Raw genomic sequence first — 26854 nt, 5'->3', positions numbered from 1 at the left:
TCCAGAGCCATCTGCCGCAGGTCAAATAGACTCAGATTGCTCTGCCCCACTGCGGGACAGAAAACTTGATGCTTCGGACAGGATTGGTGCCCGAAGGTTGACATCGTTGGTCGCTCTTCCCCCTGCGGCAGGGGCGTGCCCGATGTCAACACAATGCTCCATTATCCCAATGCACCCGCGTTTATGCAAGCATCCGGGGAGCACTTTTAGAAGGGGGGTTCGTCACTCTGGGATACGCCACTCTGTGCTCCCCCGTTCTGCACCGAAGCACCCGGAGCGGTCACGCCCGGCGCCTCCGCGTTCTGCTGGGGTGCGTGCGCAGGGGCATACTGCTGCGTGTACTGAGACATGCCCGGCTGAGGCGTCTCCTGCAACGGCGCACCCGAATGCGGCATACCCAGCTGAGGTGCGTCCTGCTGAGACGCACTCTGCAGGGAGCCCTCGTTGACCGTGCGCTTCTCCACGGTGCGGGCAAAGGTGCTCGTACCGTAGTTCAGGTCGTGACCGATGCCGAGGGCATCCACCTCTACGGTAGTGCCCTGCGTGCCGTCTTCGCGGTTCCAGCGGCTAATGCGCTGGCGGCCACTCACGACCAGCGGCTGCCCCTTCTCAATGGAGGTGGCAATGTTCTGGGCGAGGCGACGGTAGGCTTTCACGGTGTACCAGTTGGTGGTGCCTTCTTTCCAGGTGCCGGTGGCGTCCTGCCAGCGCGGGGTGCTGGCGAGGCGAAAGTTCACGACGGGCACCCCGTTGGGCAGGGTGCTCAGTGTCGGGTCGGAGGCGGTGAATCCGCGGATCAGGATGGTGTCGCTCATGGTTTCTCCTTAGAAACTAGTGGGTGGGTTCCTTCACCTTGCCAGGGCTGACCCGCTCCTGCATCCGGCGGTTACCGGTTCTGTGGATAACCGCGCGTTTTGCAGTTTTGAGCGCCGCCTGTGGATAGAGTTTTTGAACTTTTCACCCCATTTTTTCAAAAATCGCCCGCGGGCAACATGCTTCCTGCAGAAATATGACGACTACGCCCCATTCGACGTCGTGATAGGTATCTCAGCGTCGGGGCGGCTATTTTTGCCCTCAAGTTCACTATTTCAGCCCCGCGCGCTCTATCCTTGATGATGCGGTGCACTCAGCCGCGTCCCGTCTACCCGCCTTGGAGAACCCGTGAGCAAAAAGCCCGCGAACAACAACCTGCCCTCCCTGCAGGAACTTCAGCAGCTACAGCGCAACCTGCCCAAGCTACCCGATTCGATGGACCCGCAGAAGAAGCGCCTTATTTACGGTCTGCTCGCTGTGCTTGCCGTGATCGTGCTGATTATTGGTCTGGTCTACGTGAGCAAGAACGGCGTGGACGGCCTGCTCGGCACCGATAAGAGCACCTCCTCCACCGCAGATGACGAAGAAGCGAACGTCGCAACGGAAACCCTCGCCGAGGTCAAGAACCCCTACAAGGCGGTTGACCCCGCGACCGCGCTCGCACCAGATCTTGCGACCGCGAAGAGCGAGCTGGCGTCCCTGCAGGTGAAGGATCGCGCGTCGAAGAACGGTTACTCTCGCGACCAGTTCGGCCCCGCCTGGGATGACGTTGACGGCAACAAGTGCAACACCCGCGACGACATTCTGCGCCGCGACCTGACCAACGTTCGCTTCAAGGTCAGGACCCACGCATGCACCGTCATTACCGGCACCCTGGATGACCCGTACACCGGCAAGACCATCGAGTTCAAGCGCGGCAAGAAGACCTCTTCGGCTGTGCAGATTGACCACGTGGTGGCTCTGTCGAACGCCTGGCAGACCGGCGCGCAGGATCTGACCGCCGAGCAGCGCCGCCAGCTGGCGAACGACCCGGAGAACCTGCTCGCAGCGGACGGCCCGGCGAACCAGCAGAAGTCCGATGCGGACGCCTCCGAGTGGCTGCCGAGCAACACCGCCTACCGCTGCACCTACGTGGCTCGTCAGGTACACGTGAAGGCGAAGTACAAGCTGTGGGTGACCGCGGACGAGAAGAAGGTTATGGAGCGCGTGCTCAACTCCTGCAAGGACACGAACCCGACTAAGAAGAAATAGTCCCGACCAAGAAGTAGTCTCCCGGCACCGCCTCCTTACGTACGGCGGCGCAAAACGTAAATGCATACAGAAAACCGCCCCGCACCCTGAGTTTAGGGTGCGGGGCGGTTTTCATCTGTGGCGCCCCAGGAGGGAATCGAACCCCCGACCAAGAGATTAGAAGGCTCCTGCTCTATCCTCTGAGCTACTGAGGCCTTCCTCTAGGGTACATGAGATTTTGAGCCTCTCATGCACCGCGCCTCTACGGGTGGAGGCTGTTCCGCTAGGTTGCCCCATCGGGCTACCCAGCCAGACGGGCACGTTAGGAGTTCGCGCTAGGAACCTACCTTGGCGGCTTCCCGTTCTGCTTTCTTCGCCTCGCGGCGGCGTGCGCGGCGGCTCGATGCGCCGGGGAACAGCTGCCACCACAGGCGGATGGTGGTGCGGCGAATCTGCGTGGGGTGCAGGCTCACGTACACCAGGCGGCGGGTTGCCGGGTCGAGGGCGACCAGGTAGATGATGTAGCCCAGGCAGATGACGGTCGCGATGAGTCGACCCATGTCCTGGTTGAAGTCACGCAGGTAGGGCGAAACGTTCAGCTGGTCGCTCACACCGTACGCCATGAAGAATAGCGTGGTGATGAAGTACCACATGAGCTGGAAATGCGAGCGCAGGCCGGTTGCGGCGAGCATCGGGATTGCCCAGAGCAGGTACCAGGGCTGAATCATGGGGCTGCACAGGAGCATGAACAGGATGGCGAGGCCGGCGTGGCGCACGATGTTGCGGTCGCGTCCGACGAATGCCATGGCTACCGCACCGAGCATGCCGATGCCCTTGCCAACGGTCTCGATGAGCTTGCGGATGACCTCGAAGGCATCACCCTGAACGAACAGGGATGCGGCGCCGATGACCAGACCGAAGGGGGTGTACCAGATGTACTGGCCGCCGGTGGTGGAGAGCGCCTTGATCCAGCCGAATTCCAGTCCGGTCACCCAGCCCATGAGCGCCATTTCGGCGAGCAGCAACACGCCGGAAAGAGCCCAGAAGATGAACTTGCGCGGCCAGGAGGCGTTCTTACCCGCCCAGAGCAGACCCACGAAGGGCAACACCACGAGGGCGAGCGGCTTCACGGCAACACCGAGGGCTACGAAGGTCACGCCGAGCGGGCCGCCCCATCGGGTGTCGCGGTAGCGCTTGGCGTAGTAGAGGCCGCCGAGCATGAACATGGTCATGAGCGAGTCGTTGTGGCCGCTGGCGATGAACGATGCGATGAACAGCGGGTTCGGGCCGATCTGCCAGAGGGCGCGGACCTGGTTGAAGCCGTGTGCCTTGGCGAGCTTTGCCACGTAGAAGAGGATGCCGATAACCGCGAGCACGGAGAGTAGGCGGAAGTAGAAGAGGGAGAGGTCGATGTTCTCCCCCGCCAGGCGCACAATCCACTCTTCAAATTTGAGGGAGACCGGTCCGTACGGGGGCGGGGATTCCGCCCACATGGGGTCCGCACCGTTCTGCATGAAGTTCGAGATTTCGGAAACGCCATGCTTGTACGGGTTGAGGCCGTGCGCCATGACCATGCCCTGACCGTAGTAGGAGAACATGTCGCGGCTGTAGATGGTGAACGCGAAAATCTGCGGCAGGGACCAGCTGGTGATGACGGCAATCATCCAACGCATGGTGCTGGGTTCGTTCCAGTCGCCCATTTTCTGGTAGATGCGCAACCATTCACGGCACATAATCATGGCGCCGAGGGCGAGCATGATAATGCCGGTGATGACCCATGCGGCTTCGAATCGGATGGCTCGAATAATGTCGTAGCGCCAGAAGCTGGAGCTGTCGGCGAGCCAGCCGACGGCGTATGAGCCGAGGGTGACCATGATGGAGCCGATGGTGCCGATAATCACCGTGCGCAGACGGTGGTTATTGACGTAGTCCAAGAGTTTGGGTGAGAGAGGTGCGTCGTGTGCGCCGGGGGTGGTGAGCCGGTGTGCTAGCTCCTTTGGTGCGCGCATAACTCCCTTTCTGTCTGCATCGTCGTTCTGGTTTTTATCATACCGGAGCCCTTGGATGCACTTGCGAGAATCACTGTTGCGAAGGCACTTGTGGACGTTCCTCAAGGGCACGCAGAGGGGTGCAGTTCTCCCCCATTGCCGCCGTTTGCGCATCCGCCTGTGCCGTCTTGCACCATCTTGTGCCCCTTTGTGACGTGCTGTCCGCCGGGCCGGCGGCGTTTGGGGGTAGAGTGGGAGGGTGAGTATTTCTAGTGAACGTATTGTATGGATTGACTGCGAGATGACCGGCCTGGACGTGGAGAATGACGCTCTCGTCGAGGTGGGCGTTCTGGTCACGGATGCCGATTTGAACATTCTGGGTTCTGGTGTTGAGTTCGTCATTAAGCCCGGTGATGAGTCTCCTGCCGGTGCGTTGGAGAACATGAATGACTTTGTGCGTTCGATGCATGAGGCATCGGGTCTGCTACCCGATATTGAGCACGGCGTGTCGATGGATTACGCGCAGGAGCAGGTGCTTCGCTACATCAAGAAGTATGTTCCGGTGGCGGGCAAGGCGCAGCTGGGCGGCAACTCGGTGGGCATGGATAAGCGCTTCTTGGAGCGTTACATGCCCGAGGTCATGGCGCATCTTCACTACCGTGTGATTGATGTGTCGACCATTAAGGAGCTGGCGTCGCGCTGGTACCCGGCGGCTCGTCATAGCGCCCCGGCGAAGACCGGTAACCACCGCGCACTGGGTGATATCAAGGACTCGATTGATGAGTTGAAGTATTACCGCCGCGCTATTTTTGTGCCGCAGGGCCCTGATGCGATTGCTTCAGCGCAGATTGCGCGTGAGGTGGAGGCTGAGCGTGCCGCACGCGAGGCGGCTGAGCGCGAGGCTGAGGCATCCACTTCTGAGGCGGCTGAGGCATCCGAGGCGTAAGCAAGGCATGTAACGAGCATCACGGCTTTTCAACTTGGCAGGTATCTGAATCTCCTGTACAGTAGTATCCGTTGCATATCGCAAGGGAAACCAAGCGAAGCACATGGTGGTCGTAGCTCAGTTGGCAGAGCGCCTGGTTGTGGTCCAGGAGGTCGCGGGTTCAACCCCCGTCGATCACCCCGATGGAAAGGGTCGTTATGGTTATCCGTAACGACCCTTTCGCTTACCCTCAATCCGGTTCACTCGCGCACGGTGTACCCGGCAAGTTCCCGTTCAACAGTTCCCATTCAACACAAGCAAAGGATAATTCCGTGGCTATTCGCCCCATCGTTATTCACGGCAACCCCGTTCTGCACCGCCCCGCGGCACCCGTCACCGAGTTCAATGATGAGCTCAAGGAACTCGTAGCTGACATGTACGAAACCATGGACGCATCCAACGGTGTAGGCCTGGCGGCACCGCAGATTGGCGTGGGCCTGCGCATCTTCACCTACAAGATGGAGAATGAGGACGGCGTTCCCCCGCGCGGCTGCATCATCAACCCGGTACTGACCCTGGGCAAGATTTCTACCGCTGACCCGGACCCGTACGAGGAGGAAGAGGGCTGCCTGTCCTTCCCCGGTTACGGCTTCCCCCTCAAGCGCGCCGAGTGGGTGACCGTGAATGGTCTTGACGAGCACGGCAACCCCGTCCACTTTGAGGCGACCGGCTGGTTCGCACGCTGCATGCAGCACGAGACTGACCACCTGGACGGCAAGCTGTACGTGAACCGTCTGAACAAGAAGTGGACCGGCAAGATGAAGAAGGTCGTGAAGAAGGAAGGCTGGACCGTCGACGGTAACTCGTGGATGCCCGGCGTGGATCCGGATCCCTTCGGCCACTAATCACGAGCTCTTTTGAAGGTCGGACCGACCTCCCGAGAACTTAAAACGAAGACCGCGAATGCACTCTAAAAGCGCATTCGCGGTCTTCGTTTTCCATCAGCCGATAATGTTTTCCGTCAGCTAACGGTAGCGTGAAACGGGTCATCCTATGAGCCGGGTTCTGTCTAAAACGCCGCCTAAAGGGGCGTTTCGAGGCAATCATCTATCTAGAACGTACGTTGCCGCACGTCTCAAGCAGCCTACCCGAATACGCACCCCACCTCCGTAAAGGAAGCTGACGGGGATCGGGCGCACTACCCTACCATGGCGTATTCTGTTTGACCTTGCTCCGAATGGGGTTTACCTAGCCGGGCACGTCACCGCGCCCGCTGGTGGTCTCTTACACCACCCTTTCACCCTTACCGCGGCGAACCGCGGCGGTTTACTTTCTGTGGCACTGGCCTGCGGGTTACCCCGAGTGGATGTTATCCACCATCCTGTGCTGTGGAGCCCGGACTTTCCTCGAAGCACGTGTGCCTCGCGATTGCCCGGACGGCCCGTTTCACCTCACCCATTATACGCACACCCCTGGCGGTAGCTATTTTCTGGGTTCGTCTCGCAGGTACACATGGGTACACTAGCGACCTCGCGGGCACGCTGACGTCTCGCAACTACACTGCGCCTCGTAGCTACCCTGCGTCTCGCGGGTACACTGGAGAGATGCTGATTCTTCTTCCCCCGTCTGAAGGTAAGACCCCCGCCCCGGCTGGCAACGCGCCCGTATGCTTCGCTGACCTCTCGTTCCCTGAGCTCACTTCCGAGCGTGAGAGCGTCCTGGAGGAGCTGACCGCGGTCAGCTCGGGACCCGATGCCCTGGCAGAGCTCAAGGTGGGTGCATCCCTCGAAGCTGAAGTGGAACGCAACACGCGCCTGCTCACCGAACCGGCGCAGCCCGCAATTTGCACCTACACGGGTGTGCTGTTCGAGGCGCTGGATTATGCAAGCTTCTCCCCCGCCGAACGCGACGCCGCGCACTGGTCGTTGCTGATTTCTTCGGCGCTGTGGGGTATTCTGCGCCCCGAGGATGCAATCCCCGCCTACCGCCTGTCCATGGGCGTGAAGCTGGGTTCGATTGGTGCGCTCGCCTCCTTCTGGAAGGGCGCGCTGGGTACCACCCTGGAGGCAACTGCGAAGGACCAGCTGATTCTGGATTGCCGTTCTGCCGCCTACGCGAAGTCGTGGGTGACTCCCCCGTCGCAGACTCTGGCGGTTCGTGTGGAGCGTGTCGCGGCTGATGGGTCGCGTAAGGTTGTCTCGCACATGGCGAAGCATTACCGTGGATTGTTTGCGCGCTACCTGATTCAGTCGGGTTTGGCGGCTCGTCCTATTGATGGCTCCACGGCGGGTATTGCCGAATTTTTGGAGGCGGTCAGCGAGGACTGGTCGGTGGAGTGCACCCTGCCGACGGCGCGTAAGGCGGGTGTTTTGACGCTGCTGGTGCATGAGCAGTAGGTTGCCCAACTATTTATTTCCTCTTATTTTTTGCATCATATTGAAAATTTTTTAACTATTTTTCTAGGGGCTTAAATCTGTATTACCCCTTGTAAAACCACATTTCCCCACATTTTAGGGGTAGCTTTTGATGAGCAGAGAAGGCGGTTAGTGTCTAGCTAGCCGCCTTCTTTTTGCGAGTAAAAATGTTTATAGTGTTAAACGTCTCGCCATTGGTGGCGGGTATTTCACTCACTAACATTCACATTTTCAACTCAACACACATGGAAACACGTCACGCCACGTACGTATAGCAAACGACTAGAGGCTTACCCAATGGTTATTGGTTTGCTAGCGTAGAAGTAACCACTCAGAAACACATCGATGGGACAACGTTATGTCTACTTTTTCCTCTCGTCGCGCCCTTTTTAAGGGTGCAGCAGCACTAACAGTCGCTGGCGCTTTGGGCGCTTACCACGCCAGCGAGCAGAACGCCCAGGCTGCCACCTTGGACGTTAAGACCACCCCGCTGACCTTCAAGGTTACCGAGGCGTCGTTTGATATTAGCGGCTTCAACCTCAGCTACGAGATTACCGGCCTGCAGGCTGTGCTTGATACCGGTCTGTACACCCCGTACATTGAGGTTGGCTACTACACCAAGGAGAAGGGCTTCACCCAGTTCTATTTCTTCTCTCTTGAGCCGAAGAAGCGCATCGAGAATGATGTCTACATTAGGCATCACGTCATTGATTCTGAGATCACCGGTGGCCCGAATGGAAACTACGGGGTTCGCTTGTCTCTTCGTCCGCGCCGTCAGCAGTACACCATTCTGCGCACTCTTGAAGTTCGCCCCAAGATTGACACGGAGTTCGCGTGGGCACCTTTCATTGTGGACATTGATATGGATGGCGAGTACGCCCCCGATATCTACAGGTCATGTAAGGCAAAGGTTCTGCTGCTCGATAAGGAACGTTGCTTCTACCCTAAGCGTGCGGTGACCCGCGGCGACCTGATGGATGCAATCTACCGAGGCGCCCGCTCGCCGAAGGTGAAGCTTCCTGCGCGTTCTCCTTTCCCGGATTTGTCCCCGAAGGATGAGCGTTACCCGGCGTATATTTGGGCGTATCAGAACGGTCTGACTTCCGGCTGGTCTGACGGTAAGATGCACCCGGAGGCGGTGGCTAGCCGCGCTACGATGGCTGCGTTCTTCTACCGTTACTTTATGCTTACCCCCGGTCGTCGTTCTTATTGGTTCCGTCCCACTACCCCGCAGGATATGAAGCCGGGTGCCCCGTTCTACACCGAGTCGGTGTGGCTGCACTCGTCGGTGAATATCGATACGAGATATCACTATAAGAGCAAGGATTTCCGTCCGACCAAGACTGCTACCCGCGAGGAGCTGGCTCGTGTCCTGTCAATGCTCGACATGCTTGACACCATCCCCAGTAGCCCCTATATCGATGATTAGGATTCGGCAGGTGCCTTGAACCGTACGGTTGCCCCTGCGTGTTTTAGCTTGGGTTGACTTCTAAGAACAGCAGCTGAAGATAGTGGCTATAGAAGGGGCGGTGAGAGGTTTTCTTTCACCGTCCCTTTTCGTGTGCCCGTTTTCTGGTGCGGGCGCTGCTGGTGCAGTCGCTGCTGGGTGCCGTTTTAGTGCTGGTGATGTTTCCAGTTTTTATTTCTCTATGTGTGGTCTTTTTTGGGGGGTTTGGGCTTTATACAAAGCCGGGGCGTAGTTTTTGATTTTTTTGTCTTATAACTCTCATCGGCATGTTTTTCTCGTGTTTTCATTGAATGTTCAAGGGGCGGGTTGGTAGGCTGAAATTGCACTTCAGCATGCCGCCGCTACGGCTCCTCTACGATATGGATTCGGGGCGAGTTCGGTGCGGTGGACTGTCACTCATTTATCCTCTCAACTTCTTTTCTCATTCGCCCTCTTTCATGCAGAAAATTCAGATTGGATAATGATGTCCTCGTTCTTTAAGCCTGCTCGTGGCACGCGCCGAAAGGTTGCGGGTGCTTCCCTGGTTTTGGGTTTGTCTCCGCTGCTGGCTTTGACGCCGGTGGCGGCTCAGCAGGCGGCACCTCAAGAAAAACCCGCGCAGAACGCACCCGTACAGAACGAACCTGCGCAGAACGCTCCCGCGCAAGGTGATAAGCAGGATGCTTCCCTGCCGACCCTGCGCGTGTCCAGCGGTTCCCTCGACATTCTTCATGGCGGTACCGTGCACGTGGAGGGTACCGGGCTGAGCCCGGAGTTCTTGGCGCATCATGAGCTGCGTAGCCTCACGATTGCTCCGAAGGGCTCTTCGACCTACGCTAACCCCTACCAGAAGGTCGATTACCCCGGCTTTGTCTTTGACGCCCCAAAACCGGCTGCTGACGGCAGTTTCAGTGCCGACCTGACGGTCCCGGCGAATAGCCTGCCGGCAAATCTGGAGTATGAGGTCATTCTGACCTACCGCCCCGTAGACGATGCGCACCCCTATGCGTGGAACACTGAGGATCGCGTCCGTGTGGCGTTGCCGGTGGAGTTCAACCTCCCGAAGGCTGTGCTCCCCTCCATCACCTATGATGTTTCGGCTATTTCTGAGGAGCAAATTGCCTCCGGTCAGCCGGTTGAGGTGACGCTGACGGGTACCGGTTTTCAGGATGTCAGCTCCGTGGACTTCACCCTATCCGAGCATGATGAGCAGGGAAAGGTCACGAACTCTGATGTGGCTTCGCTTGGTGAGCTGAAGGCACCGGATACGGAGGAGAATCAGCGCATTTTCAAGGGTCTGATTCCTAACGGCTATTTCCAGAAGAAGGTTACTATCCCTGCGGGAGTCCTGAAGTCCGGTAAGGGGTATTCCCTGGATGTTTCCGGTGTAGAAACCCACGGGGGGAACGGGTGGAAGAAGCTGTCGCGTAAGTTCCCCTTCGTTCCTGTGGGCAATAACCCTGCGCGCATGGCATATCAGGATAATTCGTTCAGGAATACCCTGCCGAAGGTATCTGTTGCTGCGCAGGATTTTGATCCCGGTCAGGACCGCGTCTATAAGGTGACTATTTCTAATATTTCCCCCGAGGTGGACCTGGGGTACTACCTTGAGTCTGTGGCGATTTATAACGCTACCTCTGGTGAGAAGGCACCTTTTGCGGTGAATAATGTAGCGGAGCAATACTATAAGCGTGACGAGCTGGTAACCCGCAATGCTGACGGTACTCTGACCGTGGAGGTTGAGTATAAGGTTGACGGTTATTCCAGCTATAGGCCGACTTCTCGCGGTTCAGTGGCTGAAGTGCGTGTGGTGTTCTCGGACTATGAGTATTTGTACGGTCACCATAAGTTCACGGTGAGCACCCAGCTTCCGATGGCGCCTCTTGCCGCTGATGCTTTTGATTGGGTGAACCCGGCAAATGTTCAGTTGAAGGTCGATTCGGGAACCCTCAATATTTCTCAGGGTGGCACGGTATCGGTGACGACTTCTCCGTTGAGCGCTGAATTCCGTAAGAAGTACACTTTCTACGAGCTGGTTCTGGTGCAGCGCGGATCGTTGTACGCGTATGCGGAGCACAATAGTTATGCGCCTCTCGACGAGTACGGCGGGTTTCTCAAGGATTTGAAGCATCAGGTGCGTGAGAACCCGGACGGTAGCCTCACCTACACGTTTGAGGTTCCTCCGCAGTACATTGAGGCTGCCGACGGTGAGCTCTTCGACGTTGTGATGACGTACTACCAGTCGGATATAACTGAGCCGGAGCCTTGGAGTCTGGCGGACCGTTTGTATGCCCGCGCCCATATTGATGTGGTTAAGGATGCGCAGCCGACCCGTGGAACCTACACCTTCAGTCAATCAGCTATCAATGACCCGTGGAAGGATACGACGCTGCGGGTTGAGGGACGCCATGTCCTCGTGCAGGCCAGGGAACTGATTTCTAATGATTCTCCGGTCATCGCTATCTATGAGGCTGACCCTGCAACGGGAAAGATGGTGGGTGAGCCTGTGTTCACTCAGCGGGTGGACTACACGTACTACGGGGTTAACTCCAGGTGGTTCCGCAATAACTATTTCAGCACGGAGATGAAGATTCCTGCGGGTACGTTGAAGCCGGGCAAGCTCTACTTTATTGGCATGTATGGGGACGGGCTGCCTTACCCCGGCATGGAAGATTCTCCGGGTTCTATGCTGAATGATGTTGCTGAGTTCCTTCCGGTGCATTCTCCCGAGCACGAGTCTACGGGGCCCACACTGCACCTTGGGTCGGTGGTCCTGAGCCCGTACGCGAAGACGAACTCGTTTACGGCGCGCGCTACCGGGCTCTCTGCGCCGGGTGAAGGCTCGTATCGCCTCTCGGTGCAGCATGTTGATGAGCAGGGGCGTTTGACCGGTCAGACGGTACTCCAGCAGGCGATTCCCGCCGATCGCATCCAGGATGGCAGGGTGGAGATGGACCTGACGATTGCTCAGCAGCTGAGCTATTCGGGCGCTTATCGTCTGGTCTTGGAGAAGGTCACCCCCGGTAAGGATGGTGCCGGCGAGTCGGTGGAGCAGCTTGCTGTCGAGGATATTCCTCTGAAGCTGACGCGTGAGGATGAGTTGCAGGCGGCTGAGCAGTGGTTTGCTGATCGTGAGATTCTGCCTGGTCCTTCGCCGATGTCCTGGAATAGCAATCTGACGCGCCGCGATGTGACGGTGGCGCTGTACCGATTGGCTGGTTCCCCGAAGGTTGAGCTACCTGCTTTTAGCCCGTATGCGGATGTGGCAACGAGCGACCCGGACTACGCCGCGTTCATTTGGGCTCGTCAGAAGGGTATTACCTTCGGTTGGGCGGACGGCAAGTTCCACCCGGATGCGCCCCTTTCGACCCCGTCGACGGTGGCTTTCCTGTACAGGTATCAGAAGGCGATGGGTCAGGTCACGCCGAAGGCGCCGACCTCTTCTTCGCTGCCGGGTAACCAGGATGCGCCCCAGAGTTCCGGTGGCTGGCAGCATAAGGTTCGTGAGGGCAGCGCTTTCTGGCGTGAGGCTCAGTGGGCTGTTGATTACCGCATGTGGGGTTACAGCATTGACGGAGAATACGCCTATGAGGGCTTTGATAATTCTTCCATTTCCTTTGGTGATTTTGCGTTGATGCTGTACCGCATGGAGCACGGCGGTAGCCACCTCAGGTAGCGCCCGGACGTGGTGATGGGTGACCGGTGGGCTGGAATGTTCGACGTAGTTCGGCTTTTCAGCCCGCCGGTACTGCCCCGGTTTTTCCTTCCCTGCCCCTGCGGGTTCTTGCGCAGGGTACGCTCCCTCCCCTGTTCGGGGTTTTTCTTCTCACGCTTTATCCGCTCAGCTTCTTCACTCACTTCATCTACTCGCTCGCTTCAATCACCGCACAGTTTTTTGTAGATGGGATAATGATGTCTTCATTCTTCACACCACGAGGCGCCCCGCCGCACTCCTATACCCCGCACCACCCGGCGAGCGCCCGCGCACTCAGCCTGTCGTTGCTGCTGGGCTTGAGCCCGCTGGCCGGTATCACCCCGGCGGCACTCGCAACACCGACCCAGGCGGCACCTGAGCAGCAGGCGCAGGCGACCCCCGCCTCCCCCGCCGCAGCTTTGAACCAGCGCCAGACAGACAACCAGCAAAATCCTGTAGCCCAGGGCGAGCAGACCAGTTCGCTACCGACTCTGCGCGTCACTAGCGGAGCACTAAGAATTTATGCTGGAGGCACGGTGCATGTTGAGGGCACCGGCTTCACTCCCGAATTCTTGGCGCATCACGAGCTGCGTAGCCTCGTTATTGCCCCCAAGGGTTCTTCTACCTACGTCGGCCCTCACCAGGAGCCCACATACCAGGGGCCGCGCTTTGACGTTCCGGCGCCTGCCGCAGACGGGACTTTCAGCGCCGATTTGGATGTGTCTTCCAACGGTATACCTGCGGGCATGGAGTACGAAGTTATTTTGACCTACCGCCCGCTGGATGAAGCGCACCCCTATCAGTGGAATACTGAGGACCGTATTCGTACGGTGCTCCCTGTGACGAATGATTTTCCGGCATCTGTTCTGCCTTCTATTACCTATGATGTGGATTCTATTTCTGAGGAGCAGATTAATTCCGGAAAACCAATTGAAATCAATATGACGGGTTCGGGTTTTGACGGGATGAATAAGCTAAGTTTTACTCTCGTTGAATACGACCCGACTGCAAATGTTACCCATAAATATCTCAAGGAGCTGGAGCCTTTTGACCCTTCAGATTCTCCGTACTTTAAGCGTGTTTTTCATGGCTTAATTCCTAACGGTTATTTTCAGCATAAAATTACGATTCCTGCCGGTCTTTTGAAATCAGGCAAGGGTTATTATCTGTCGGTACAGGGAGACTCTCCTTCAGGCCCGATTGCTATGAGGCGTGCCTTCCCCTTCGTTCCTGTGGGCAAGAACCCCATGAAAATGCCTTACCAGAGCAATACGTACCGCAATACCCTTCCGAAGGTTTCACTGTCCCCTCAGACGGTTGACCCGTACCATGAGGGGAAATATAAAGTTACTATTTCTAATATTTCCCCGGAAGTTGATTTGGGGTACTACATTGGGTCAATCAGTGTTTATAGTAAAACCGCTCAAAAAACTATTGCCAACCTAAGCATTAATAGTGAACATTACTATGAACGTGACAAAATTGTGGTCCGTAACCCTGACGGTACCCAAACCGTAGAACTTGAAATTAATGCTGAGGATATTAAAGAGCTACAGGGTGTGTATTTGGGTTCCGAGGCGGAACTGAGGGTCTATTTCTCAGATAATCCTTACTACGGTTCAGAGATTCATAATTTTACGGTTACTGCACCAGTGCAGCTGGCGGATTCCCCTACCCCGTTGACCCCTCCCACCCCTGCGGAGGATAAGAAACCTGCCAACCCGGTTGGCATGAAGCTCACCTCGGGCACCCTCAACATTTCTGAGGGCGGTACTGTCTCTGTGACTACCGCGCCGCTGAGTGCCGAGTTCCGCGCGAAGTACACGCTGTATGAGTTCGGCATTGTGGAGCGCGGTGAGAATTACCTTGAGTCACATTACGGCAATCCGCTTCCTGAGGCGCAGTACGGCAGCAAGGTTGCCAGCCTCCGTGCTAAGGGTAAGGCCCACGATAATCCTGACGGGAGCGTCACGTTCACTCTTGACATTCCGAAGCAGTGGATGACGGTTCCGGAGGGTACGCTCTTCGATGTGGTGCTGACCTACTACCCGTCCGATAAGCCTGACCCGCACGACTATCCGTATGAAGATTACCGTCTTACGGCACGAATTCCTTTGCCCACGGTGCGCGACCCTGAGCCTGATCAGCCGACGTACCGCTACAGCATTTCGGCGATTGATAAGCCGTGGCAGGATACAACTCTGACGGTTGAGGGCTACCATATTCTTCCCCCGAATATCGTAGGCGGGTACGACAGCCAGGCGTACGTCACTCTGTATGAGGCAGACCCGGCTACAGGAAAGATTATGGGACGCCCTGTTTTCTCCCATGTTGTTCCGTTGACGGGCAACTGCCTGCATCACTGTACAGGTTTCCGTAATAACTATTTTGGCACGAAGATGACGATTCCAGCGGGTACGTTGAAGCCGGGCAGGCTCTACATGATTGGTATCTACGGCTCTAATCTGCCTCACCCGGGTGAAGAGGATTATAGCGGTAGTCTGCTGACCAGTGTTGCGCAGTTCCTTCCGGTACAGTCGGGGCAGCCGAGTGATAACCAGCCGAACCCTGACCAGCCTGTAGCGCAGCCGGACTTGTACATTCCGTATAAGCGCGTCAACCCGTATCAGGAGATGAATACCCTCACCGCGCGTGTCTCGAATCTTCCGAAGCTTGCCGAGGGCTATTACCGTTTCTCGGTTCAGGCAACGGATATTTTCGGCGAGCTGACCGGCGAGAAGGCTTTGGAGCAGGTTATCCCCGCTGAGCGCATCCACGATGGTGCCGCTGAGGAGACGCTGAACGTCCCCGGTAGCGCGCTGAATTATGAGGGATCGTACAAGGTTGTTCTGGAGAAGGTAACCCCCGGCAAGAACGGTGCCGCGGATGCGGTCGAGTCGGTGGCTTCTGAGGATCTTGACCTCTTGGCGAATACTACCGAGGAGCAGAAAGCGGCTGTCGAGTGGGTTAAGCAGCAGGCTCTTCTGGACGAGAGCAAGACTGTGCTGAGTCGCCGCGATGTCACGGTGGCGCTGTACCGTCTGGCGGGCGCGCCTCATGTTGAGCTGCCTGCAACCAGTCCTTATGCGGATGTGGCGCCGAGCGACCCGGACTACGCCGCGTACATTTGGGCTCGTCAGAAGGGCATTACGTTCGGCTGGGTGGACGGCAAGTTCCACCCGGAGGCGAACCTTTCGGCGCGTTCTACGTTGGCGTTCTTGTACAGGTACCAGCGGATGGTCGCGCCGGCTCCTGCGCCGGAATCGAGCAGTTTGCCGTCTTCGCCTGTACCGAAGAGCGATACGTCAGATAGCAGTAATGTACCGGAGGAGTCTCCCACACGGGATTCACGTTCGCGGGTGCACTGGCCCGAGTATGAGCGTATGGATACTGCGTTCTGGAGGGAATCCCTGTGGGCTACCCAGCAGATTATCTGGGGATACGCAGAATATTATCGAGGCCACGGTGAGAATTTCAGCTCGGATACTGTTTCCTCTTGGCAGTTCTCACTGATGCTCTACCGCATGACGCACGGCGGCAGTCGTCTCAAGTAGTTACCCTGAAGTAGTTATTTGAGAGTCGCCTCCCGCGGCCACGCAGCCTGAAACTGTGTTGCTTTACAATCGGTGATGGCGGGCTGAAATTTCGGGCTGATTCGCCCGACTTTTCAGCCCGCCAGCACTTTCGCTAAGACGCGCTGTGCGCCCCCCCCCTTTCTACTCAACTTTTCGTTCCTTTTCACCGTTCATTTCTCCCCTTCCACTCAACGTTTTCCCTCACTCGCTTCAATCGCCTCGCAGAAAACCACTGTGCAAAAAACCACCGTGTAAAGCCGCGGTATAGAAAGCACAGTGCAGAACATTAGATGGGATAACCGTGTCTTCTTTCTTCCGACCAACCACCGCTCAGGGTGCTAAAACGCCCGCCATAAAAGCCCCTACCCAAAATGCCCACACTCTAAAGACTCAGGGCAAGAAGGCAATCAGCCTCTCCCTGTTGCTGGGCATGACCCCGCTTGCGGGTATTACCCCGGCGGCACTGGCGGCACCGAACCAGCCAGCACAGGTGGAGCCCCCTCAAGCGGATGCGGCGAGCCCTGACTCCCCTGCCGCATCGTTGCAGGCAACCCCCGTAGCTGCCGCCCCCGGTGCCTCAGATACAGGTGCCGCAGCCACTGGCGCCAGCGATGCCGACAAGATTGATTTGAAGGTCACCACCGGCACTCTCAATATTTCTCAGGGTGGCACGGTGTCCGTGACGACTTCCCCGTTGACCCCCGAGTTCCGTAAGAAGTACAAGCTCTTCCAGTTCGGTCTCGTAAACCGTGGTACCGATTACGAGTGGTCCCGCACCGGCGAGTCAACCCAAAATCCCCTGTACCGCGGCAAGGTTGATCATCTTCGAGATGACGGTATTGTCCGCGACAACCCGGACGGGAGCCTCACCTTCACCTTTGAGGTCAAGAAGCAGACCATCCGGGCAACCCCTTCGCCTGCCCTTGACGTGGTGCTGACCTACTATCCGGCGGGCGAGCGCGAACCGAACGCCGAGGAGTATGAGGACCCCCGCCTTACTGCCCGCACTCCTCTCAGCCTGACTCAGGATCCTGAGCCGGATCATACTACTTATGTGTACAGCATGCCGGCGATTGATAATCCCTGGGTTGATACGCAGCTGACGATTGAGGGCTACCATATTCTCTCTAAGCAGCTTCTTGAGCCGGGGAGTGCCCCAGCATATCTGATGCTGTATGAGGTTGACCCCGCCACGGGTTTGATGGTGGGCAAGCCTGTTTTCACTCATGCAGTTCGTTATACGGATTGCGGTGAATACTATTGCTGGAGCTTCCTCAACAACTATTTCTCTGCGGATGTGACAATTCCTGCGGGTACTCTGCGACCGGGCAAGTCGTACATGATCGGCGTCTACAGCGGCTTCTTCCCGAATCCGGATGAGGAGAAGGTGCCCGGTAGCCTTTTGACGGATGTTGCCCCGTTTATTCCGGTGCGCTCGCCCAACTCGAACACCGAGGTGAAGGATGCCGCCCCGGTTCTGCGTGTTGAGCCGCAGCAGATGGACCAATATCGTTCTGATTCACCGCAGGTGAGCCCCTATTGGGAGAAGAACACGTTGCAGGTGCGTGCCGTGAATCTGCCGAACCTCACTGAGGGCCATTACCGCTTCTCGCTGCAGGCTACGGATGCTTCTGGCAATCTGACCGGCCAGAAGGCGCTGGAGCAGGATATTTCGGCTGACCGTATCCAGAGCGGTTACACGGAGGCGACGCTCACTATTCCCGGTGAGGCGCTGAACTATCAGGGCGGTTACAAGCTGGTGGTGGAGAAGGTTCTTCCCGGTCAGGGTGGTGCCGCGGATTCTGTGCAGCAGGTTGTTTCTACTGACCTTGGTTTGGTGGTGAACGCGTTTGAGGAGCGTGAGGCTGCGAAGAGGTGGTACAAGGCTCAGCAGCTTCCCAAGTCAGATTCCTATTCTTCTGAGAATTTGACGCGCCGTGATCTGACGGTGGCTCTCTATATGTTGGCGGGTTCGCCGAAGGTTGAGCTTCCGGCAACCAGTCCGTATCCGGATGTTCAGCCCAACGACCCGGACTATGCCGCGATTATATGGGCTCGTCAGCAGAGCATTACGTCCGGTTGGATTGATGGTAGTTTCCACCCGGATGCACAGCTTTCTACTCGCTCTATCGTTGCGTTCTTGTACAGGTATCAGCGTTCACGCGGTAAGGTGTCGCCCAGTTTGCCGACTGCCGCGCCTCAGCCTCGTAACGGCAGCTTGCCGGGGTCGAAGGATTCTGAGCTGAGCACTAAGTATTGGGCTACGGATTTAAGCGAGGGTAGCGCTTTTTGGCGTGAATCTCGGTGGGCTGTGCAGCAACACATCTGGGGCTACGCCGAGAATTGGCTACGCGAGGACTTTACCTGGCCGCAAACGACCACCTACGACTTGGCGGTCATGCTGTACCGTATGGCGCAAGGCGGCAGCCGTCTCACATAGTGTCTCGCCGTGGTGTTAGCCATTCTGGTTGGCTTTCGTCAAGTAGGCGACTTTATGGTTCTGTTTATGTGCCATTTTTATTGTGGGTGACTTTTATGTTGCCTTACCCACCGCATTGTGAATATTCTCAACCTGCAGAGGTTGCATAGGTGCGAATTTTTCGAATGCGGTGGGTTTTTTGCGCTTTCTTTTTTGTACAGTGACCAGTGTTTGTGCTTATCAGCACAATATTTAGGCATATTTTCCACGTCATGCACATACTTTTTAAAGCTATACTTCACCTTAAGACATGCGATAAAACACACAGGCATTTTTCGCACTGATGACCTTTCAGGTTCCAGCATGTCTTAACTATTTGCTACGGTGTTTATGCGCACCACACTCGATGCGTGACACCGATAAAAACTGATTGGATAACAATGTCCTCACTTCCCAACCACATGCGCTTTGCGCTACCCAAAAACATGGCTAAGAGCGGCTGTGCCATCACCCTGGCTGGCGCAATGCTCTTGCCCCTCTCCCCCGCGTTTGCCGCACCTGCTACTCCGGTAGCAGCCCCGGCTGTTGCACAGGGCGAGGCTCAGGGTGCTCAGCGTCTGCAGGTTACCTCCGGCACTTTTGATATTCTCAAGGGCGGCAACGTGACGGTTAGCGGCTCCGGTTTCTCCAAGGACTTCGTTAAGGGCAAGTCGTTCCGCCTGTACGTTGTTCCGAAGGGTGAAAGCGTTGCTTTCCCGCCGCACCACCCGCGTGATTACCCCTTCTATGTTCAGGATGTTCCCGCCTCCGCCTTTGCGGCTGACGGCACCGTGAACCTGACCGCTTCTATCGGCGCTAACTATCTGGAGGCCAATGGCTCGTCCTTCGATGTTGTGCTCGGTTACCGCGATGACGCTGAAGACGGCTGGATTCCTGCGGATGAGGTTCGTACTGAACTGAAGGTTGCGGATGTTCCCACAGTTGATTCCCCGACCCTGTCGTACAGCGCTTCGTCGGTGAATGCTTCTGAGAACGCTAAGGTCACTGTGAACGGTGCTGGCTTCCAGAACATTTCGTACAACGGTAGCGAGTCGCTGATTGTTGCGGTTCGTGCGGTTGATCCGGCAACCGGTAAGGCGACCGGCCCCGCGCTGGCTCAGTCGGAGGCTAAGTTCACCTCCTACTCTGCTTTCTTTGGTCAGTACATGGGTTACACCAACGGCCGTTTCTCGACTGTTCTGGACATCCCGGCGGGTACCTTGAAGTCCGGCAGCTCCTATGTTGTGCAGACTTTCGAGTTCAACGTTCCGGAAGATAACGATGAGGCGAACAGCCAGGCGCTGAGCACTCAGGCGTTTGTTCCGGTGAACGGCGAGAACGCTAAGACTGCTTCGCCTTCGGTGTCTCTGAACACTGACAAGGTTGATCTGAGCTCTTCGACCACTATCCGTGTGAAGGGTAAGGATTTCAAGGTTCCGGCTGGCGCTACTGTGAACGTTCTGTTCTCTGAGGCTGAGGCTGACGGCAACCCGACCGGTGAGGCTCTGGATAGCATCACTCTGAACGCTGACCGCGTGGCAACCGGCGCATTTGAGACCACCGTTAATGTTGACGGCACCAAGCTGGATGAGGATAGCCGCTACGCTATTTTCGTAACCATTAACTACGCCGATGGTCAGCGCGAGCGCATCGCTGCCGATTACCTGACTCTGACTGGTGAGTCTGCGAACAAGAAGGCTCGTGAGCGTTTCGCTGATGTTCCGGCTGCTCACGCGAACCACAAGGCTGTTCTGTGGGCTGCTGATCAGAAGCTGATTGATTCTCGTGAGAAGGATTGGTTCGGCGTTAATAATGATGCAACCCGCGGCGACCTGACCGTTGCGCTGTACCGTTTGGCTGGTTCCCCGAAGGTTAATCTGCCGGCGACTAGCCCGTACGCGGATGTGAAGACTGATGACCCGAACTACGCCGCCTACATTTGGGCTCGTCAGAAGGGCATTACTTTCGGCTGGTCTGACGGTAAGTTCCACGCGAATGCGTCTGTCTCTAACGCTACTGTTGCGGCGTTCCTGTACCGTTTCGATGGTAAGAAGCCGGTTGCTGTGGCTGAGGCACCGTACACCGATGTGAAGGTCGGTTCTGCGTTCTACCGCGAGATCACTTGGGCTAAGCAGCAGAAGCTGCAGGTTTTCCCGGGTTCTGAGTACCACCCGTCTGCGCTGGTGAGCCGTGGTGAGCTGGCTGGTTTCTTGATGAACTACAAGGTTCGCTAGGGTCCTGCTGGTTCGTTGGGATTAGCGTCTAACCCGCAATGATTGAGCCGGGCTGGCGGTGATGAAACGTTGGTTTCGTCCCGCTGGCCCGGCTTTTCTGTGCCCTCTGCATGGTGGTTATTAGGCTCTTTCAGAGGTGTGAGCAGGGCTGTTACCTGGTTGTTGTTCCGCGGTTTTTCGGGGTATTTTTGCTGGTCAACACGCTAATGTGGGCTGTACCGCATGTGGGGCGCACCTCATGCGGTACCCGCTATTGGGGGATTTTCGGAGTGTTCCGCTCCCCTTTTTCCAGATTGTTCTGACGGGTGTAAATTAATATTTTTCAAGCTGTGGTTTATGCTTAGGACTGTTGCGCCCCCTTGGTGCGCGCCCGTTTCCGGTTGGGCGTTTGTTGTGCGAGGGAGCTCATCACACACCGAAACATCAACCACATTGAGGATTTATGTCCCAGGATTCTAAGCAGTCGACTGATACTGCCCATAATTCTTCTGCGCCTCTGCTGGCACCGGAGGGCACCCACGATACTTCTTCTCAGGATGCCGCTAAGAAGCGTAAGCGCCGCCGCATTGAGCTGGCTGTTGGCGCTGTGGCGCTGGCGGGTGTTTTGTACCTGCCGTTCTCACCTCTTTTCTCGTTCTATGATTCGTCGGAGGCGCGTCTTTCTTCGGCGGATACTGCTGCGCCGGTAGCTGCTTCGGCGCCTTCCACTTCTTCTCCTCTGGCGTCGAGTTCTTCGACTCAGGGTCCGAAGATTCTGCGTCCGTCTGTGACCGCGCCGGATGCGAACACTATTTTTGATGATGCCACTGAGGATTCTGCGTACTATGCGGGTATCCGTTGGGCTGTTCGTACTCAGACGATGGAGTCGGTTTCTGAGGGGCACTTTGGTGCTGAGGATCCGATGACTCGTGGCGAGCTGATTAGCATGTTCTATAAGCTGGCGGGTTCACCGTCGGTGACTCGTCCGGAGCATTCGCCGTATTCGGATGTTGATGAGTCTGACCCGAATTATGATGCGTACCTGTGGGCGCGTCAGGAGCGTATTACCTCCGGTTGGGTTGATGGTAAGTTCCATGCGGAGGCGCGCCTGTCGAATGCTTCTGCTGCGGCTCTTCTGTACCGTGCTGATGGTGCGCAGAAGATTCAGATGTCGGGTTCTTCCCCGTTTAGCGATGTTTCCTCTGCGACTCCGTTCTACCGTCAGATTGTGTGGGCTTCGCGCCGTGGCGTGTCGACGGTGTCTGAGGGTAATGCTTTTGAGCCGACGGCTCAGACGTCTCGCGGTCGTGTTGCGATGATGATGTACCTGTACTTCCGCACTTCGTAGTTTTTACACTGCCTAGTTTTAGCGCTTGGTTAGTGTGTGTTTGGTGGCCCCGTACTCCTTGAATGGAGTGCGGGGCCGCTTGTGTTTTTGAAGACTGTTGTTTTGAGGACTGTGCGCGGGGTTGCCTGGGGGTTGGAGCCGCCTGGGTTTGGGGCTTCCTGTGCGCGGATTCATGCACGCAGTGAAATATTTTGGAAGGTTCAAGTTTTTCGTGAGCAACGCACTAATTTCTACTTGAAGGTTTGTTAGGGTGAGAGTGTCCCCGAAACCGACGGGGGCACTCAACCACTTCTCGTTGGGCTGGTGCAGATTCCACGGAGATTTCTCACCCCAGAAACCCTATGAACCTGCATCATCCCGGTGGGTACGACCATTAAGGATGATGTATGTCCGCTCTTCCGAATTCTAAGGCTTCACTCCTGTATGCAACCCGCAGCTGCAGTGCACTGGCACTAGCGGGTGCGATTATTCTGCCACTGTCTCCTGCGATTGCTCAGAACGCTACTGCAGATACTCCTGCGGCGGCTGGTTCCCAGTCGAATGATCGCGTCCATGAGAACCCTGTTGCTACTTCTGATGAGTTCGATCCTCACTTGAGCTACAACGCATTGAAGAACACTGATGAGGATCAGGTTCTGGACTTCTGGGGTTGGGGTTTTGAGGGTGATTTTAACTCCCCGAAGGGTGTTCAGGTTGTTGTGCGAGAGGTGGGTTTGAACTCTCCGGTTCTGGTGGTTAGCGACATCGTTGAATATAACCACGAGAAGCTGCCTTTCGCTTACCAGAGCGGCTACATCCACGGTACGGCGAAGATTCCGGCAAACACCCTGGATAAGGAAAAGGATTATGTTATCGAGGTGTGGGGTAACAACGGCTATGAAGATGGCAAGCTCATTACCCCTGTCGTGGGTCAGGCGCCTGAGGGCCGCGGCACTCTGCTTGCTACCCAGGAGCTGAATTTCGAAGGCGCTGACGGCACGACAGCATCGGATATTCCGGGTAAGACCCCGCAGAAGGTTACGTTCAGGTACCGGTACGACGGCGATGATTGGTACCTGTACACCGCTGAGGGCGGCACCATCCACATGAAGGGTTGGGGCTACACCAAGGAGTGGCGTGAGAAGCACGGCAAAGTAGTGTTTTACATTGCTACTTCTCGGGGTGTTCCTGACGACGGTGATTTCCTGCCTGCTAAGGATGTGTTGCTCCGTTTTGAGGAGGGTAAAGACTTCACCATTGCTGAAAACGGCACCCTGAATGCTCAGTTGAGGGTCAAGCCCGGTGAGCTGCAGAACTACTACGAGCCTCGCGTCCCCTTCCCCGGTGCTCCGAGTTATGAGAAGCGTTACGAGGTGAATTATGAGATTGGCATGTTTACCGAGAAACAGGGTCAGCCCCAGATGACCCTTGATGATCTGCGGGCTGGCAAGAACGTGCTGTTTCATAGTGCGCTGCACACTCAGGCATTCCGCCCCAGCCCGTTTGCCCCCAAGGTGGAGTACAAGGCTTTGGGCGATACTACCGCTGATCAGAACATTTACTTCTTGGGTACCGGCTTCTACGGCCAGTTTAACTTCTCCAGGGGTGTTCAGTATGTGATTCGTGAGAAGGGCTCAAACACCCCGGTTCTGGCGACGAGCGACATTTTTGAGTATAACCACCCTAGCCATATTTCTGAGTTCAAGAACGGCAAGGTACGCGGCGTCGTGAAGGTTCCGGCGAATACTCTGGATCCGGCGAAAAAGTACGTGGTGGAGGTTTGGACTAACAACGGCTACAAGAACGGCGAGAATGCCGGCCCTGTGGTGGGCAAGGCACCTGAGGGTCGCAGTGAGCTGTTGGCTTCTCAGGACCTGAACTTCAAGGGGTCTGACGCTGATGAGGGTAAGCAGCCCAGCCTGACTGATGAGCAGCGCAAGGAACGCGCTACCCGCGGCGAGTTGACTGCAGCACTGTACGCTCAGGCTGGTAGCCCCAAGGTGAACCTCCCGGCAGTCTCCCCCTGGCCGGATGTAAAGACCACCGACCCGAACTATGCCGCCTATGTGTGGGCTCGCCAGAAGGGTATTACTTTCGGCTGGGCTGACGGTAAGTTCCACGCGGAGGCAAGCATCTCGAACGCTACGGTTGCGGCATTCACCTACCGTGCAGCGGGTTCCCCTACCCTTGATCATGACTGGCACTCGTACACTGATCTGACCCCGGATTCTGCGTTCTTCCGTGAGATTGTGTGGGCTGGTCAGAACAAGGTTGCGCTAAGCACCAGCGGCACGTTTGACCCCAAGCATATGGTGACTCGCGGTGAGCTGGAGATTCTGATGATGGCTTTCTAGGCTCGCTCAGCATAGCCATCTGAATAACCCCGTGTTCCCGAATGGTTTTTCTGTTCGGGAGCACGGGGTTCTGTTTTTCGAAGTTCAGCATGTTGGGTTCTTAGCGGCTGGTCAACCTGGGAAAACCCTCAGAACCTTCAAGCCTCTCTTGAGTGTTTCCTGATATCTGTTCAACCCTTTGCTAGGGTGAAAGTATCCCCTGGATCGACGGGGATATTCGACCACTTCTCATTGGGTTGGCGCAGATTCGACGAAGATTCCTCACCACCTTTTTGAAACTGCATCGGCGCGATGGGTCCGACCGATAAGGAATGATTATGTCCGCTCTTCCGAATTTCAAGACTTCGTCCTTCTTCCGTGCAGCACGGGGTTGCGGTGCATTGGCGTTGGCTGGCGCGATGGTTCTGCCGATGGCTCCGGCGCTTGCTCAGAATGCTGCTGCGGATGCTCCTGCAGCTGCAGTGGCTGGTTCTCTGCCGGCTGACCCTGCTCCGAAGGCCGCTGTCCCCCAGAAGGCTGACGCTTTTACCCCTCACTGGCGTTACAACGCTCTGGCTGATACGTCCAAGGATCAGGAGCTTCTCTTCTCCGGTTGGGACTTCAACGGTGAGATTCAGTCCCCCAAGGGTGTGCAGATTCTTGTTCGCGAGAAGGGTTCGAACACCCCGGTTCTGGCTATTAGCGACGTTATCGAGTACAACGACCCCGAGTATGCGTTCCAGTACCAGCATGGGCTCCTCAACGGTAACGTTAAGATTCCCGCTAACACCCTGGATACTACGAAGCAGTACACCGTCGAGGTGTGGGGTAACAACGGCTATGAGGACGGCGAGTTCATTACCCCCGTTGTCGGCAAGGCACCCGAGGGTCGCGGTACTCTGCTTGCATCTCAGGCGCTGAACTTCAATGGTTCTGACGGTTCGCAGGCTGCGGATGTTCCGGGCGCTAAGGCAACCCAGGAGGATACCCCGACGTTCGAGGTTCTGTACGATGGCAAGGCTCAGCTGCTGTACACCTTCGAGGGTGGTACCGTCCACGTGAAGGGTACGGGTTTCACCAAGGAGTGGCGTGAGAAGCACGGCAAGGTGGCGGTTTACCTGGCCGCTTCTCAGGGTGTTCCCGATGGTAGCCTTCTGCCCGCTGATGATACGCCGCTGCGTTTTGAGGAGGGTAAGGACTTCACCATTGCTGAGAACGGCACCCTGGACGCTGAGCTGACGGTCAAGCCGGACGTGCTTCAGCGCTACTATGAGCCTCGCGATTACTTCCCCGGTATCCCGCGTTACGAGGTGCGTTACGAGGTTGACCTGGTTGCTGAGCAACAGGGTCAGACCCAGCTGACCCTTGAGGATCTGTGGGCTGGTAAGAACGTGATTCGCCGTATTGCGGTGCAAACTCAGGTGTTCCGTCCCAGCCCGTTTGCTCCCAAGGTGGAGTACAAGGCTCTGGGTGACACCGCGGCAGATCAGGATATTTACTTCTCGGGTACCGGCTTCTACGGTGAGATTGCTTCCCCCAAGGGTGTTCAGTATGTAATCCGTGAGAAGGGTTCGAACACCCCGGTTCTGGCAACCAGTGACCTTATTGAGTACAACCACCACGACCGAGCCTTTGAGTTCGTAAACGGTGAGCTGTCCGGTAGCGTCAAGGTCCCGGCGAACACTCTGGATCCGGCGAAGAAGTACGTCGTGGAGGTGTGGGGTAACAACGGTTACGAGGACGGCGAGTTTGTCGCTCCCGTGGTGGGTAAGGTACCCGAGGGCCGCGGTACTCTGCTGGCTTCTCAGGACCTGAATTTTAAGGGTTCTGATGCGTCCAACACTGATGATAAGAAGCCTAGCCTGACCGATGAACAGCGCAAGGAACGCGCTACCCGCGGTGAGCTGGCGGTGGCTCTGTACCTTCAGGCTGGCGCGCCCGAGGTGAAGCTGCCCGAGACGTCGCCCTGGCCGGATGTGAAGACTGACGACCCGAACTACGCGGCGTACATTTGGGTTCGTGAGAAGGGCATCAGCTACGGCTGGTCGGATGGCAAGTTCCACGCGGACGCTGGCATTTCGAACGCTACCGTTGCGGCGTTCACTTACCGTGCGGCGGGTTCTCCTGCGGTGAAGGGCGATTCTCCCTACGTGGATGTTAAGCCTGGTGCTCCGTTCTATCGTGAGATTCTGTGGGCGAGCCAGAATTTGCCTACTGTGTACGGTGGTCACTATTTCATTCCTAAGCAGCTGCTGACTCGCGGCCACCTGGAGACTGTTCTGACTGCTTTCCAGTCTCGTTAAGCTAGCTCGCTAAGCTGGCTCTGCTTATCGTCTAGCTGCACGAATAACCCCGTGTTCCCGAGCAGGTTTTCTGTTCGGGTGCACGGGGTTCTATTTTTGGGTTCTGTTCTCGGGGTTTAGCTTGCTGGGTTCAA

14 protein-coding genes, 2 tRNA genes and 1 other RNA gene are annotated in these 26854 nt (G+C 56.7%); 13 read left to right on the top strand and 4 right to left on the bottom strand.

Annotated elements, in window-relative coordinates:
- Positions 1–206: 206 nt before the first annotated feature.
- Complete coding sequence (locus QZ822_RS04595) at positions 207–815, bottom strand: single-stranded DNA-binding protein (protein WP_294642947.1); 609 nt, start codon at positions 813–815, stop codon at positions 207–209.
- Between the two features lie 346 nt (positions 816–1161).
- Between QZ822_RS04595 and QZ822_RS04590 the strand changes: the two genes are divergently transcribed.
- Positions 1162–2064, top strand: a complete 903-nt coding sequence (locus QZ822_RS04590) for an HNH endonuclease family protein (protein ID WP_294642945.1) — start codon at positions 1162–1164, stop codon at positions 2062–2064.
- A 118-nt stretch (positions 2065–2182) separates the two neighbouring features.
- Here QZ822_RS04590 and QZ822_RS04585 read toward each other — a convergent pair.
- Positions 2183–2258: transfer RNA gene (locus tag QZ822_RS04585), tRNA-Arg, on the bottom strand.
- A 120-nt stretch (positions 2259–2378) separates the two neighbouring features.
- Positions 2379–4052, bottom strand: coding sequence for a polyprenol phosphomannose-dependent alpha 1,6 mannosyltransferase MptB (gene mptB, locus QZ822_RS04580; protein WP_294642943.1), 1674 nt, complete (start codon positions 4050–4052; stop codon positions 2379–2381).
- A gap of 238 nt (positions 4053–4290) precedes the next feature.
- On the opposite strand from mptB, the gene orn reads away from it, so the two are divergent.
- The 3 genes from orn (at position 4291) to def (ending at position 5861) form a co-directional block, all read left to right on the top strand.
- Positions 4291–4977, top strand: a complete 687-nt coding sequence (gene orn / locus QZ822_RS04575) for an oligoribonuclease (protein WP_294642941.1) — start codon at positions 4291–4293, stop codon at positions 4975–4977.
- A gap of 106 nt (positions 4978–5083) precedes the next feature.
- Positions 5084–5156, top strand: a tRNA-His gene (locus QZ822_RS04570).
- A gap of 132 nt (positions 5157–5288) precedes the next feature.
- Complete coding sequence (def, locus tag QZ822_RS04565; protein ID WP_044141710.1) at positions 5289–5861, top strand: peptide deformylase; 573 nt, start codon at positions 5289–5291, stop codon at positions 5859–5861.
- A gap of 133 nt (positions 5862–5994) precedes the next feature.
- Here the strand turns inward: def and rnpB are convergent.
- Positions 5995–6400: RNase P RNA component class A (rnpB, locus tag QZ822_RS04560), an RNA gene on the bottom strand.
- A 160-nt stretch (positions 6401–6560) separates the two neighbouring features.
- Here rnpB and QZ822_RS04555 point away from each other — a divergent pair.
- The 9 genes from QZ822_RS04555 to QZ822_RS04515 all read left to right on the top strand — a co-directional run bounded on the left by QZ822_RS04555 (position 6561) and on the right by QZ822_RS04515 (position 26720).
- Positions 6561–7352 (top strand): YaaA family protein, encoded by a 792-nt coding sequence (locus tag QZ822_RS04555; RefSeq protein WP_294642939.1) that lies wholly within the window; start codon positions 6561–6563, stop codon positions 7350–7352.
- Positions 7353–7728: 376 nt separating this feature from the next.
- A complete protein-coding gene (locus tag QZ822_RS04550) occupies positions 7729–8799 on the top strand; it encodes an S-layer homology domain-containing protein (protein WP_294642937.1) in 1071 nt (356 codons plus the stop codon).
- A gap of 502 nt (positions 8800–9301) precedes the next feature.
- Entirely contained in the window at positions 9302–12493 is a 3192-nt protein-coding gene (locus QZ822_RS04545; RefSeq protein ID WP_294642935.1) for an S-layer homology domain-containing protein, read from the top strand.
- Positions 12494–12729: 236 nt separating this feature from the next.
- A complete protein-coding gene (locus tag QZ822_RS04540) occupies positions 12730–16065 on the top strand; it encodes an S-layer homology domain-containing protein (protein WP_294642934.1) in 3336 nt (1111 codons plus the stop codon).
- A 451-nt stretch (positions 16066–16516) separates the two neighbouring features.
- Positions 16517–18526, top strand: coding sequence for an S-layer homology domain-containing protein (locus QZ822_RS04535; RefSeq protein WP_294642933.1), 2010 nt, complete (start codon positions 16517–16519; stop codon positions 18524–18526).
- A 419-nt stretch (positions 18527–18945) separates the two neighbouring features.
- On the top strand, positions 18946–20778 hold the full coding sequence (locus QZ822_RS04530; protein WP_294642931.1) for an S-layer homology domain-containing protein: 1833 nt from the start codon (positions 18946–18948) through the stop codon (positions 20776–20778).
- Between the two features lie 442 nt (positions 20779–21220).
- Positions 21221–22105: an S-layer homology domain-containing protein gene (locus tag QZ822_RS04525; protein WP_294642928.1), complete on the top strand. Its 885-nt coding sequence runs from the start codon at positions 21221–21223 to the stop codon at positions 22103–22105.
- Between the two features lie 386 nt (positions 22106–22491).
- Positions 22492–24438 carry a gluconolactonase gene (locus QZ822_RS04520; protein WP_294642926.1) on the top strand — a complete coding sequence of 649 codons (1947 nt, stop codon included), beginning with the start codon at positions 22492–22494 and terminating at the stop codon, positions 24436–24438.
- A 317-nt stretch (positions 24439–24755) separates the two neighbouring features.
- The gene (locus tag QZ822_RS04515; protein ID WP_294642924.1) at positions 24756–26720 is read left to right on the top strand and encodes a gluconolactonase; all 1965 of its coding nucleotides are present in this window, start codon (positions 24756–24758) and stop codon (positions 26718–26720) included.
- The last annotated feature ends 134 nt before the right edge of the window (positions 26721–26854 follow it).

It is taken from the genome of uncultured Rothia sp. (assembly GCF_916715725.1).
GTDB lineage: Bacteria > Actinomycetota > Actinomycetes > Actinomycetales > Micrococcaceae > Rothia.
The sequence above is the reverse complement of the archived record's forward strand: the minus strand, read 5'-3'. Positions and strand labels throughout refer to the sequence as shown.

What these genes read in the sequence shown, in the direction of transcription:
- QZ822_RS04595 (WP_294642947.1), bottom strand. Translation starts at nt 815, where the DNA reads ATGAGCGACACCATCCTGATCCGCGGATTCACCGCCTCCGACCCGACA.
- mptB (WP_294642943.1), bottom strand. Translation starts at nt 4,052, where the DNA reads ATGCGCGCACCAAAGGAGCTAGCACACCGGCTCACCACCCCCGGCGCA.
- QZ822_RS04555 (WP_294642939.1), top strand. Translation starts at nt 6,561, where the DNA reads ATGCTGATTCTTCTTCCCCCGTCTGAAGGTAAGACCCCCGCCCCGGCT.
- QZ822_RS04550 (WP_294642937.1), top strand. Translation starts at nt 7,729, where the DNA reads ATGTCTACTTTTTCCTCTCGTCGCGCCCTTTTTAAGGGTGCAGCAGCA.
- QZ822_RS04545 (WP_294642935.1), top strand. Translation starts at nt 9,302, where the DNA reads ATGTCCTCGTTCTTTAAGCCTGCTCGTGGCACGCGCCGAAAGGTTGCG.
- QZ822_RS04540 (WP_294642934.1), top strand. Translation starts at nt 12,730, where the DNA reads ATGTCTTCATTCTTCACACCACGAGGCGCCCCGCCGCACTCCTATACC.
- QZ822_RS04535 (WP_294642933.1), top strand. Translation starts at nt 16,517, where the DNA reads ATGACCCCGCTTGCGGGTATTACCCCGGCGGCACTGGCGGCACCGAAC.
- QZ822_RS04530 (WP_294642931.1), top strand. Translation starts at nt 18,946, where the DNA reads ATGTCCTCACTTCCCAACCACATGCGCTTTGCGCTACCCAAAAACATG.
- QZ822_RS04525 (WP_294642928.1), top strand. Translation starts at nt 21,221, where the DNA reads ATGTCCCAGGATTCTAAGCAGTCGACTGATACTGCCCATAATTCTTCT.
- QZ822_RS04520 (WP_294642926.1), top strand. Translation starts at nt 22,492, where the DNA reads ATGTCCGCTCTTCCGAATTCTAAGGCTTCACTCCTGTATGCAACCCGC.
- QZ822_RS04515 (WP_294642924.1), top strand. Translation starts at nt 24,756, where the DNA reads ATGTCCGCTCTTCCGAATTTCAAGACTTCGTCCTTCTTCCGTGCAGCA.